The 12,218-nt window shown below is 63.8% G+C and carries 8 protein-coding genes; 3 read left to right on the top strand and 5 right to left on the bottom strand.

Annotation, left to right across the window (positions count from 1 at the left end; all coding sequences use genetic code 11):
- Positions 1 to 336: 336 nt before the first annotated feature.
- Both GUY59_RS01280 and GUY59_RS01285 read left to right on the top strand, forming a co-directional pair.
- Positions 337 to 7,668 carry a LamG-like jellyroll fold domain-containing protein gene (locus GUY59_RS01280; protein ID WP_161714329.1) on the top strand — a complete coding sequence of 2,444 codons (7,332 nt, stop codon included), beginning with the start codon at positions 337 to 339 and terminating at the stop codon, positions 7,666 to 7,668.
- A 71-nt stretch (positions 7,669 to 7,739) separates the two neighbouring features.
- The gene (locus tag GUY59_RS01285; RefSeq protein ID WP_138198591.1) at positions 7,740 to 8,282 is read left to right on the top strand and encodes a hypothetical protein; all 543 of its coding nucleotides are present in this window, start codon (positions 7,740 to 7,742) and stop codon (positions 8,280 to 8,282) included.
- Positions 8,283 to 8,378: 96 nt separating this feature from the next.
- Here GUY59_RS01285 and GUY59_RS01290 read toward each other — a convergent pair whose 3' ends face one another.
- A complete protein-coding gene (locus GUY59_RS01290; protein WP_138198592.1) occupies positions 8,379 to 8,582 on the bottom strand; it encodes a DUF397 domain-containing protein in 204 nt (67 codons plus the stop codon).
- Complete coding sequence (locus GUY59_RS01295) at positions 8,575 to 9,396, bottom strand: helix-turn-helix domain-containing protein (RefSeq protein WP_252374789.1); 822 nt, start codon at positions 9,394 to 9,396, stop codon at positions 8,575 to 8,577. The genes GUY59_RS01290 and GUY59_RS01295 overlap by 8 nt, the downstream gene beginning before the upstream one ends.
- Positions 9,397 to 9,638: 242 nt before the next feature.
- Between GUY59_RS01295 and GUY59_RS01300 the strand changes: the two genes are divergently transcribed.
- Complete coding sequence (locus GUY59_RS01300; protein WP_161714330.1) at positions 9,639 to 10,172, top strand: ATP-binding protein; 534 nt, start codon at positions 9,639 to 9,641, stop codon at positions 10,170 to 10,172.
- 116 nt (positions 10,173 to 10,288) lie between these two features.
- Here the strand turns inward: GUY59_RS01300 and GUY59_RS01305 are convergent, their stop codons facing one another.
- From GUY59_RS01305 to GUY59_RS01315, 3 genes are all read right to left on the bottom strand, one after another.
- On the bottom strand, positions 10,289 to 10,633 hold the full coding sequence (locus GUY59_RS01305) for a hypothetical protein (RefSeq protein WP_138198595.1): 345 nt from the start codon (positions 10,631 to 10,633) through the stop codon (positions 10,289 to 10,291).
- 294 nt (positions 10,634 to 10,927) lie between these two features.
- Positions 10,928 to 11,407 carry a hypothetical protein gene (locus GUY59_RS01310; protein WP_138198596.1) on the bottom strand — a complete coding sequence of 160 codons (480 nt, stop codon included), beginning with the start codon at positions 11,405 to 11,407 and terminating at the stop codon, positions 10,928 to 10,930.
- Positions 11,295 to 12,029, bottom strand: a complete 735-nt coding sequence (locus GUY59_RS01315) for a thiopeptide-type bacteriocin biosynthesis protein (RefSeq protein ID WP_161714331.1) — start codon at positions 12,027 to 12,029, stop codon at positions 11,295 to 11,297. Before GUY59_RS01315 ends, GUY59_RS01310 begins: the two co-directional genes overlap by 113 nt.
- Between the last annotated feature and the right edge of the window lie 189 nt (positions 12,030 to 12,218).

Consider the following 12,218-nt stretch of genomic DNA (forward strand, 5'->3'; position numbering starts at 1 on the left):
GGCGCGGGATCGCTCGAGCTCCAAGCGCACCAGCCCGCGTGCTCGCATCAATAGTGCTGTTTCGTCCACGCTTAGTGGCGCTACGTGTCCCGGTAACGGAGTGTCACGTACCCAATGGGGCTGTTTTCTGATTTGTGATGATCGAGTGTCTTGTCGGGATGGTGGGGATTTCTTACGTTGATCGTCAGGAAGTGATCAGCTCCGAGCCGCGCGGGCGAACGTGGGTTTCCCCGCGGCGAAGGGCGACGGTTGGTGCCTTGTCGGTGTCCCTCGTTGTGGTTCGGAGTGTGGTGGCGCATGCGCCCGGTTCTGTCATGGCCTCGTTCTGCCGGAATAGTGATCGCGCTGGCAGCTCTGGCACCCGGGCTGTTGGTGTTACAGGCGTCACCGGCCGTGGCTGCCCCCGTGGTCCGTGCGGTTGACGGTGGCGACTCCTTATCGGTGGTGCCGCAACAGATGACTGGGTCGGCAGCGGGATTGCCGTCGCTGCTGCCTGCCGTCAAGGTGCCGGCTGCCACGGAGGCTACGGCGGGTTGGCGTTCCGAGGTCAAGACGCCGGAGGGCGCGGTGCCGTTGGAGGACCGGACCATCGATTCGTCAGCGGACGAATCGGAGAAGGACGGTCTTCCTCCTGGGGTGGCGAGGGTTGAGGCGGCGGATCGGGCGTCGGCGATGATCGTGCCGACCCTGGTGGATGTGTATCCCAAGCAGGGGTACCTGCTTGATTCGCTGACGCCGTCGTTGCGTGCGTGGGGACAGAGCAGCAGCGGTCTCGCCGCGCTTTCGTATTCGTTCAAACTGTGTGATGTCGAGTCGATGTCTGGTTCGGGGTGTACGACGTCCGGCTATGTGCCGGGCAACGGCAACCGTTGGAGCGTTCCGTCAGGCAAGCTGTCCTGGGGCAAGCAGTACTGGTGGACGGTCACGGTCCGGGATTCCTCCAATTTCTTGACAACGACGTCGCCGGTGTTGACGTTCGTGACCGGTGTCCGGCAGCCGGTGGTGGCCTCGTCGTTGGCAAGCAATGGCATCGCTGGGCGGGAGTTCAACCAGCAGACGGGCAACTACACCACCACATCCACGGATCTGGTGGTGGCGACGGTGGGACCGCCGCTGTCGGTAGTACGCACCTACAACAGCATGGATCCGCGTACGGATGGGATGTTCGGTGCGGGCTGGTCGACGCGCTGGGACATGAAGGTCGTCAAGGAGGTGCGCGGCGATTCGACGTCGGCGTTGGTGACCTACCCAGACGGTCGGCAGGTGCGGTACCGCGCCAACGGGGACGGGACATTCCAGCCGCCGCCCGGCATGTACGCGACGCTCGCTGAGGAAAGCGGCGGAACGTGGCGGCTGATGGATAAGACGTCTACCAGCTACCGTTTCGACACGGCGGGAAAGTTGACGTCGATAACGGATCAACGCGGCCGCGGCCAGGAACTGACCTACGACAGCGGTGGCAAGCTGGCCAAGCTCACTGGCGTGGGCGGCCGGTCAGTGACGTTCACCTGGCAGGGCGACCAGGTGGCCTCGATCTCCAGCGACCCGGTGGACGACCAGGCGTTGACCTGGACATATGGCTATGACGCGGGCCGGTTGACGCAGGTCTGCGCACCGGTGGCAGCGCCGAACTGCACCACGTACGAGTACGGAAGCGGGTCGCTGTATCGCAGCAGTGTGCTGAACTCCGACCCGTTCGGCTACTGGCGGCTCGGTGAGGCGTCCGGGACGAGAGGGGAGGATCTGGGCAGCGGCGCGGGGGATCTTACCTATGAGGGCGTCACACTGGCACAGCCCGGTGCGCTGGCCGGCACGAGCGATACTTCGGCCACCTTCGCGGCGGGGTCGGTGGTGAGCTTGCCCTCCAACACGATCCCGCACCTGGGTGATCAGCTTTCGGTGGAAGCTTGGTTCAAGACCTCCCAGTCCGGTGTGATCATGGCCGCGGGCACTGGACAGAACGGTAGTGGCCTGGCCCGCGGCGCGATGCTCTACGTGGGCACCGATGGCAAGCTGCGTGGCTCGCTGGACGCGGTGATGACCCCGATCACCTCGACAACTGCGGTGAACGATGATCAGTGGCACCACGTGGCGTTGACCGTGGCCGGGCAGGAACAGACGCTGTTTCTGGACGGTCAGCAGGTCGGCACCATGACCGGAACGGTGACCGACTGGCGGACGTACGCCACGATCGGCAACGGCGTCGCCGACCCGGCGAAGTCCCCGGCCGTGCCCGCGACTGCGCAGGCATTCCCGTTCCGGGGACAGTTGGACGAGGTTGCACTGTATGGCAAGCCGCTGACCGCTGCCGAAGTGCAGGGCCACTACGCCGCTCGCACCGGTACGACGCACAAGCTCACCAAGGTCACGCTCCCCTCCGGCCGGCTCTGGGCCACCAACACCTACGACGACAAGAGCGACAGGATCGCCACGCACGTCGACCGCAATGGCGGCACATGGAAGATCGGCGCCATCGCCACCGAGCAGGAATCCGGCGAGGCGCAGGTAACCGTGACCGATCCGGACGACGAAGAACTCGTCTACCTGTATGACGCTTGGCGCGGCTACCGTATCCGCGGTGAAACCGACCAGCTCGACTTCACGACCTGGCACGAATACGACCAGGCGGGCTTTCTCACCAAGGTGATCGACCGCAACGACATCGCCTACGAGATCTACCAGGACGAGCGCGGCAACACGCTGGGCCGGCAGTACTGCCGGGCGCAGGGCGAGTGCGCGATCGAATTCTGGTCCTACCACCTCGACCCGGACGACCCGTTCGACCCCCGCAATGACCAGGTGACGGCCTACCGGGACGGCCGCTCGGCGAGCGACAACGACAACACTTTCGCCACGACGAGCGAGTACAACAGCTTCGGAGAGCAGACCAAGCAGACCAGTCCGGCCACGGAGGAGTTCCCGGAGGGCCGTTCCACAACGGCTGCCTACACCGACGGCAGCGAGGCGGCAGTCGGAGGAGGCACCACCCCGGCCGGCCTGGTCAAGAGCAAGACCGACGCGCGTGGCAACAGTTGGCAATACCGCTACACAGCCACAGGCGATCTGGCCGAACAGATCAACCCCGAGGGCCTGGTCGTCAAGCTGGACTACGACGCGTTGGGCCGGATGACGGCGAGCACGAGGATCTCCGAGGCGTTCCCGGACGGGGCGAAGACCACGTTCACCTACGACGGCCGTGGCCGTGTGATCTCCAACACCGCTCCTGGGGCGAAGAACGAGCTCAGCAACGTCACACACACCGCGCAGACGCGTACCACCTACGATGCTGACGGCAATCCACTGACGCAGACGGTCGCTGACCTGACCGGTGGCGAGCCTGAGCGCACCACCACCCTGACCTATGACGGGCATGGTCACCAAGACTCCGTCACGGACCCGGAGGGCGGTGTCACCCAACAGGAGTGGAACCACCTGGGTCAAGTGATCCGGACGACGGACCCGCGCGGCACCGTGATCGAGCGGGCTTACAGCAAGCGTGGTGAGCTGACCACGCGCACGCTCAAGGGGTGGACCGGTAGCCCGGTCGACCCGCAGACGGCTCAGGACGTGGTGCTGGAGACCCGAGGCTACGACCCGGGCGGGCGGTTGACGTCCAGTAAGGATGTGATGGGCCGCAAAACGACCAACGTGTATTGGCGGGACAACCGGCTCAAGGAACAGATCGCCGACGACGCCACGCTGAACGGCTCGCCCTCGCCCCGGGACGTGGTGGTCGCGGCTGAGGAATACGACCCGGCCGGCAACATGGTCGAGCAGATGACCGGCAACGGCATCACCATAACCCTCTTCGAGTACGACGAGGCCAGCCGGCTCAAGACCCGGATTCTGGACCCGGGCGGCCTGGAGCGCGTCACCGAGTTCGCCTATGACGCCAACAGTAATGTCGACAAGATCACCCGAACCGCAGCCGGAACTGGCCGCAGCGAGACCATCAGCTACGCCTACAACAAGCTGAATCAGCAAACCAGGCAAACCATCGAGAACGGTGCCCAGGACATCGTCTCGACCACCGATTACGACGATCGTGGCCTGGCCGTCGCCACCACCGACCCACGTGGCAACGACGACGGTGCGGACCCTGCCGCCTACACAACCAGCCTGCGCTATGACGTCCTCGACCGGCTCGTGGAGACCAAGGCGCCGCAGGTGCAGGTGGACAAGAACGGCGCCGCCGCCCCGGCGCGCCCGTCGACTCTGGCCGGCTACGACGCAGTGGGCAACACCACGCACCAGCGCGACCCCGAAGGACGCGCCTTCGTCCGCACCTTCGACAAGGCCGGCCGGCTGACCAGCGTCAGCGCGCCCGCGTACACGCCGCCGGGTGGGAGCGCGATCCCTTCGATCGTGCGGCATGTCTACGACGCGGCCGGGCAGCGTACGAGCACCACCGACCCGCGCGGCTACGTCACCTCCTTCGACTACGACCAACTCGGCAGGCAGGTCCAGGCCACCGACCCCGCCCCCGAAGGTCAGACCGCAGGAACATGGGTGACGGAGTACAACATGGCCGGCGAGGTGTTGGCCAGCGTGGACCCGAGCGGCGCCCGCACCCGAGCCACCTACGACGCTCTCGGCCGGCGGATCACCGCCACGCAGATCGAGCGCAAACCCACCTCCGCCGTTCACACCACCACCATGGAGTACGACGACGCTGGACGGCTGATCAAGCAGACAGCCCCGGGGAACAAGGTCACCACCTTTTCCCATAACGCGGCGGGTGAGACCACTTCGATCACCAATCCGGCGACCGAAACCACCATGGATTACGACCTGGCCGGACGCCTGGTCAGCACCACCGACGGAAACGAGAACGCAACCACGGCTCAATACGATCTGGCCGGACGCAAGACCACGGTCAAGGACCTGAACGGTGACGGCACGGTGCTGCGCACCTACGGAATCGGTTACGACGCTGCCGGCAACCAGGTCAGCTCGACCTCTCCCGAGGGGCACATCACCCGGCGGACGTTCGACGCGCTGAACCGGCTCACGTCGCTTGTCGAGCCGGTGTCAGCGAACGAGTCACTGACGACACGCTTCGGCTACGACGCCGCAGGAGCCCGTACGCGGATCACGGACGGTCGCGGCAACGCCACCTGGACCAGCTACAACAGCCTTGGCTTGGTAGAAACGGTGACCGAACCGGCCACCTCCGCCCACCCGGACGCGGCCGACCGCACCTGGACTCATCTGTATGACGCCGCAGGCAACCAGACAACCACCATCCAGCCAGGCAGCGTGCGTATCGACCGCATCTTCGACCACCTCGGCCGTCTCACCAAGGAGACTGGCACCGGCGGTGGTGCCGCCGATGCCGAACGGACCTTCGGCTACGACCTGGCCGGCAACCTCACTGCCGCCGGTGACCTCACGATCGACTACAACGACCGCGGCCTGCCGCTGGCAGTCTCGCGAGGCGCCACGCAGGAGACCACCTACACCTACGACGAACTCGGCAACGCCACCCAGCGGATCGACGCCGCCGGAGCAGCCACCTTCACCTACGACAACGCCAACCGCCTGAAGACGGCCACGGACCCGGTCACCAGCCGCACCCTCACCTACGGCTACGACCCAGCCAGCCGCCTGAAGACCGTCACCGCCACCAGCGGCCAAGCCAGCACCCAGACCATCGACTACGACGACATGAATCGGGTCACAGGCCAGACGTTGAAGAACGGCTCCGGCACCCAGCTCGCCAAGATCACCTACGGCTGGGACAACGACGACAACCTCACAGCCAAAACCACCACAGGCACCGCCGGAGCAGGCACCAACACCTACACTTACGACCATGCTGGTCGGCTTACGTCCTGGACCGCCCCGGGCGGTGCGGTGACCGCATATGAGTGGGACGCCTCCGGCAACCGCACCAAGGCCGGAAACGCAACGTTCACCTATGACGAGCGCAACCGGCTGATCAGCGGCGACGGCACGGATTACACGTACACGGCGCGAGGCACCCTGGCCACCAGCACCAAGGCGGGTGCGACGACGAACTACACCTTCGATGCCTTCGACCGCCTGATCGCCGACGGCGACAACCTCTACAGCTACGACGCCCTCAACCGCGTTACCAGCCGCATCCGCGGCACCGCCACGCAGACCTTCTCCTACGCAGGACTCGGCAACGACCTTGCCGCCATCACCGACAGCGGCGGCGCTGCCCAAGCCAAGTACTCCCGCGACCCAGGCGGTTCACTGCTCGGGCTCAAGGAGGGCGCCAGCGCGGCCGTCGCAGCGTTGAGTGATCTGCACGGTGATGTGGTGGCCACCTTCACCACCAGCCTGCAAAGTTCCGTCGCCTACGACCCCTTCGGCACGGTCACCGCCCAGACCGGCGGCAAGGTGCAACTCGGCTACCAGGGCGAGTACGCCGACCCGGACACCGGCAAGGTCAACATGCACGCCCGCTGGTACCAGCCCGGCACCGGCACCTTCACCAGCCGCGACACCGCCACCCTCAACCCCAGTCCCTCCGTCCAGACCAACCGCTACACCTACGCCAACGCCTCACCACTCACCGGCACTGACCCCAGCGGCCACGCCACCACTGTCGGCTCCATCGCCGGCCCCGGAAGCTCGGTGTACACGCCAGGCATCGGTTACCAATCGGCGATCGACGTGTACGCCCAGCACGGCATCGTTATCGGCGACGGCTCGGCCAGCGGTTCAGGCGGCGGACAATGCATCGGCAGCTGCGGCCGAAGTGAAATAGGCGGCGCAGGCATCGCCTGCGACACCTACGGCAACTGTGGTGCCGCTGGCTCCCTTGCCGAAGCAGACCCTGAGTGGTATTTCGAAAATTACGTTCTGCCGAATTTGCCTAGTTTTAGTGATGAAGAAGCAAGACGGATCGGTGTGATGCCGAACGGGATGACAGCTCCGGACGGCTTCTGGAACATGAGTGCCGACGAACGTGCGGAATTTACGATTATCGCTTCATGGGTGAACTGGCTCAACCCTGGGATCACGGAGGAAGAACTGCTCGGCGTCTCGCCAACTGGAGGTGGTGCGGCGGGAGCGTCCAGCTCGTCGTATTATGGCTACTACAAGCAGCTTATTCGCTACAAGGATAAAATCAAAAGGGCTGCGGACTATTATAAGGTGGATAAGGTCTACCTGACTGCGGTATTTATCTACGAACTGCAGCGAGAGGAAACACAGGCATATTATAAGCATAATAAGGGAATGACAGTAATCACTCTGCTGGTCAAGGGGATGAACGGCTCATTCGGACTGCCGCAGCTCGAGCCTTATAAAGTGCAACTCGCACACAAATACTTCTTCAAAAAAAATATCAGCGAGAAGGAAGCTCTAAAGATGATCATTAGGGATCCTTTTGGCGCCGCTGCGATGTACATGAGATTCTTGCATGATAATGTCCAGGTGCAGAATCCGAATGGTACATGGCGACACATGACTTGGGCGGAGACCGCAGTCGCATATTGTGGATGTTCGGGGGTGACTCGCAATGCAAGCAACAACCGATGGACTGTGACCAAGTTCCAAGATTGGATCTACAAAGGCACCTCTCGTCCCTCGACGACGAACGGAGCGGAAGCAGAACGGCGTCTAGCGGCAATGAGTAACAAGGACGGGTGGGCAGCGCTGGCGGCCTACGAGTTCTGGGCTTTTGGTAATTGAAGTTTATTGCGAAGATCTCCGAGGGGGCGGATAGTGCACGCTGTATCGACAGTGAGTGGATGTAGAAAAAAATGCGGCTGCGTTGGTCGCGCGACGGGGAAAGGATCATGATGGCTGGTAGGCGCACTTTGGCAGGCGCGGTTGTTAAGACTGCAATTATTGTTGTAAACATCTTAGTTCTGGCAACTGGATGCGGGCTATGGCCTCACAAGACAATCAGGGCTGAAGCGGGAGCAGTTGATGAAGTGCGCAGTATCGGGCGCGTTGCGGCGCAAACTACTGAGGATCCCCTATACGGAGACACCGTTCAGGTTGACGATATCCTTATAATGGATGTTGAGGCATCTTCCTTTGAAGAGGGGGTAAGTGCCGCACGTGAACAGCTTGAGCAGCGTGGATGGGTTACCACGTTCAAAGGCGTAGCCTTTACGGAGATGAGATCTAACCGTTGGAAAGGTGCGAGTTTGACGATCCGCCCATTTGAACTAGATAAGTCCTATAAATTCGCTGTGCAAAATCGCATCGCAGAGGTAGTCAATGTCGACCCGAATGGTCGGATCAAATACCTACTAGTGATGATTACCCGTGTGCCTGAGCCAAAATCTACGGTTTGAAGACGTGCGATCATTTTCGCCCACGAGTTCGACAAGGTGGGTGGGTGTGGCGATGCATGCACGCAGGATCGGGGTTATCGCTGTGATGCCCCGAAGCTAGGCTAGGTCGAACTCTCCGTCTTTTGCTCCTGCCAGGAAGGCTGCCCACTCGGATTGGGTGAACACCAGTGCTGGGCCGTGGGGATTCTTGCTGTCTCGGACGGCGATGATGCCGGGGAGGTTGCGGGCTACTTCGACGCAGTTGTTTCCGCCGCCGCTGCGGCTGCTTTTGACCCAGATAGCCTGCGAAAGATCAACCATGGCAGAGGGCTTCCTTGATCTCGTTGATCATCTGGAGGGAGTCGTCTGAGGGCAGTGCGGCCTTTTGGATGCGTTCGAAGATGAGCTTACAGCGGTCGACCTGCTCTGTGCTTTCGACGTATATGTCGCCTGCCGTGCCCTCCACGTACGCCACGTCGGGGTCGATCTCCTCGGCGAAGCTGAGCAAGGTGAAAGCTCCCTCCAATCCGGCGTGGGCCCCTGCTTCGTAAGGGAGGGCGTGGATCGTGACGTTGGGGCGCCGGCTGGCGATCAGGAGTGCTTCGAGTTGCTCGTACATCACTTGAGGGCCGCCGACCGGGCGGCGTAGGACGGCTTCGTCGAGTATCGCGCACAGTTCGGGGGCGTCGGGTCTGCTGAGCAGGGTGCGCCGCGCCATGCGGGCCATGACCCGGCGTTGGACGTCATCGCCGGGGCGGAGAGTGCTGATCACCGTTCGGGCGTAGTCCTCCGTCTGGAGGAGCCCGGGGACGAGTTGCGCCTCCCACTGGCGGATCAAATGGGCCTCGTCTTCGAGGCCGATGTAGGAACCGGTGAAGACGTCGGCGTAGGCCGTCCACCAGCCGCGTTGCCGGACGTCCTTCGCCAGTTGGATCAGTCCGGCTCGGACGTCGAACCCCACGCCGTAGAGGTCACAGACGGAGGCGACATCTTTGGGGCTTGCCATCGTCCGGCCTGTTTCGATGCGACTGACCTTGCTGCGGCTCCATCCGAGTTGGGCGGCGGCAGCTTCGGGCGTCAATCCTCTTTCTTCGCGCGTTTTGCGTAGTTCGCGCGCGAGACGTCGGAGTCTCACGGTGGGGCTGTGGGGCGGTGGCATGGGGGCAGTGTGCCAGACCGTCAATCGACATCACTATCTCATTGCTTGAATCACTCTGAATCTGCACTGTGCATTGACAGGATGAACAGTGTAACTGCATGATGACTTTGCGTAATCAGCGGTTACCTGTGCGTCTACATGGTGCACCGATTGACGCGACGTGTCCGGGCGCAAGGTTGCACAGCGCCGCAGACGAAAGGTCGGGCCGTGGAAACAAAGTGGACATTCGGGGTAAATCGAGAACAACAGTACAGCTATTCAGCCGGGCCGGTCGCGCGTATCCGGTCGGTCCGGTGAATGGCGAATTCCTCGGCGAAATGGTGCTGCCGGGGATGGCCTCCTCAGTGCCGCTGCTCCGGCGTTTCGTGGGAGACGCGCTGACAGCCGCGCACCACCAGAGCGTCGACGGCGCCCAGCTCGTGACGAGCGAGTTGGCGACGAACGCGGTGGTCCACAGCCGATCGGGATGGCCCGGAGGACTGGTCACCGCCGACGTGATCACGTTCGGCGATGGCCTCGCCCGTATCGAGGTGACCGACGAAGGAGGCACAACCCTTCCTCGCCCTTGTAACCCCGACGACGGCGACTGTCATGGACGGGGCCTGCGTCTCGTCGAACAGCTGGCGCAGCAGTGGGGCGTACGCCTGGATGCTCGCGGATGGAAGACCGTGTGGGCCAACGTGCCCACGACGGAGGACGCGCCGATCGGGCCGGCGGACATGTCGTCGTACATGGATGAGCTGCTGCCATGAACCTCCCGCAAGAGGAGGACACCGGGGCCAAGGTCTCCTGGCGAATATGAGGGGAGAGGGCGATGCGCGTCTTATTACGGTCATAGCTGACGTTCAGGTCCGCTCGTGGGCAACGGCTACGGACGGGATGCGGGGAGGCTCCGTTCGATTGCCTTCTCGCACCGTTCCACAGCAGCGAGGAGATCGGCCATCGCCGGGTCAGGGATCCTCCCGGCCCCGAGCCCGGCAGCGTGCACGGCGGCGATCAGTGCCTCCTCAGCGACGGAGGGCAACGCCAGGTGCCCAGCGTGTGCGAGGACTTCCCGAGCGGCGTATCCGTCCCCAGAGGCGAGGACGTTGCCGATCAGGGAGGAGAACAAACCTTCGGCCGAAGGACCATCGACATCGGCGGCCATGTCGAAGATGGTCAGACCGAGGCGTGTTCGGAACACCAGCAGCCCCGGCGCCCGGTCGAGCTCCAAATATCGCTGTTGGACTGCGGCGAGTGTTTCGCCGGGCGAGCGTCCGGACGCACAGTTGCATAGCGCGTCCAGGCACCCTGCGATCGCGTGTTCCCACGGTTGCTCGGGTGCGCTGTCTGCGACAAGCCCCAGGGCGGTGTCGGTGCCTCCGGCGAGGCAGTGAGCGATGATGGTGGCCTGCCGGCCGTCCAGGAGTCTTCGGCCGACGCCGCGGTATCGCTGTGCGTGGGCGACCGCCTGGTCCCACTGGCCTACGCTGATGAGCGCCCGGATGCCCTCGTTCAGGAAGACGCCCTACAGCCACGTGCGGACCGTGTGGAGCTGGGCGTCGGTTCGGGTGAGACCGTCGAACGCGATATGGCGGCCGTCGATGTCGGCTGTGCCCGCGCTGCTGACGGCGTGGAAGAGGTCGTGCAGCAGGAGATAGCCGCGGGCGCCATCGTCCTCGCGGATGACCAGCCGGGCGAGGTTGATGAGCGGCTCCAGAGCCGAGCGTGCCCGGGATGCGTCCAGTGGCCAGGCGGGCAGGTAGGCGGAGAAGTGGCGCCAGCACAGGGAACGGGCCAGAGTGGAGATGCCGCAGTCGCTGGCGATCAGCGCCGACTTGTTCAGCGTCTCGGCAGCGACCGTGAGATGGCCGGCCTCCGTGCCGCGGGCGGCCTCATCGCTGAGGTTGCGTAGCTCGGCGATGCGTGTCCTGAGGGGCAGGCACGCCGGGCGGGGCCGCGCGATCAGGGGGAAGCGTTGCGCGGCCTGCTGCAGCGAGGGGGTCATGATTTCTGCTCCTTGAGTCCTCGGACTCGGTGGCTGTGGGGTCGTATCCGAACACGACGTCTTTGGCGGTGTGGGCTAGGACGGCCTGGCTGGCGTAGGGCATGCCGAGCCGGTTCCACGCGAAGATGATGTGGTGGGTGAGGACGGCACGCAGGCTGCGGCGTAATAGCCCCTTGGCGGACAGAGCAGCCAGTTCACGGCCGGTTGTCTCGTAAGCGGCTGACCACTGGGCGGCGAAGGTGAGGAGTCCCCGGCTGCGCATCAGAGGCTGGGTGTCCACGCTGATCAGCCGCCGCAGGTCGACCTCCAGCGCCTGTCGCCGCTCTCGGGAGAGAGGGTCGGGGAGTTCGCGGTGGTCGGCTACCCGCGCCCACACGTCGCCCTGCTCGTACCAGTCCAGCCCTGCTGAGCGCAGCAAGGTGGTGCACAGCAGGATCGACAGTTCGCGGCGGTGCTTCACGTCAGGCTGGCGGGCGAGGTAGGCGAGCAAGTGCCGGCTGTCGAGGTGGAACAGGTCATGGGCGCACGTCATGGCGTCGGCGCCGCCGAAGGCGTGCGATTCGGCCTCGTAGATGACCTCGGTCGCGGTGTCGATGTGGCCTTGCCGGATGAGGTCGTCCATGTCAATCCCCTCAAAGCGTGGAGACGGTTCTATGCCACAGCGGTCCTCAGCAGGGCCGATGAGGCTTGTCTCTTCTCGATCATGTGACGTTCGAATGTGATGGGCGGCAAGCCCTCGTTGGCGCTGTGCCGCCGGGTGGTGTTGTAGAAGTCGGCGATCCAGGTGGCGATCTTCAGACGGGCCTCGGCG

Source organism: Nonomuraea sp. K271 (assembly GCF_009908215.1).
GTDB lineage: Bacteria > Actinomycetota > Actinomycetes > Streptosporangiales > Streptosporangiaceae > Nonomuraea > Nonomuraea longispora.

Bases quoted from the DNA above. Each gene is read 5' to 3' on its own strand.
- GUY59_RS01315 (WP_161714331.1), bottom strand. From the start codon at position 12,029: ATGGACGACCTCATCCGGCAAGGCCACATCGACACCGCGACCGAGGTC.
- GUY59_RS01290 (WP_138198592.1), bottom strand. From the start codon at position 8,582: ATGGTTGATCTTTCGCAGGCTATCTGGGTCAAAAGCAGCCGCAGCGGC.
- GUY59_RS01285 (WP_138198591.1), top strand. From the start codon at position 7,740: ATGCGGCTGCGTTGGTCGCGCGACGGGGAAAGGATCATGATGGCTGGT.
- GUY59_RS01310 (WP_138198596.1), bottom strand. From the start codon at position 11,407: ATGACCCCCTCGCTGCAGCAGGCCGCGCAACGCTTCCCCCTGATCGCG.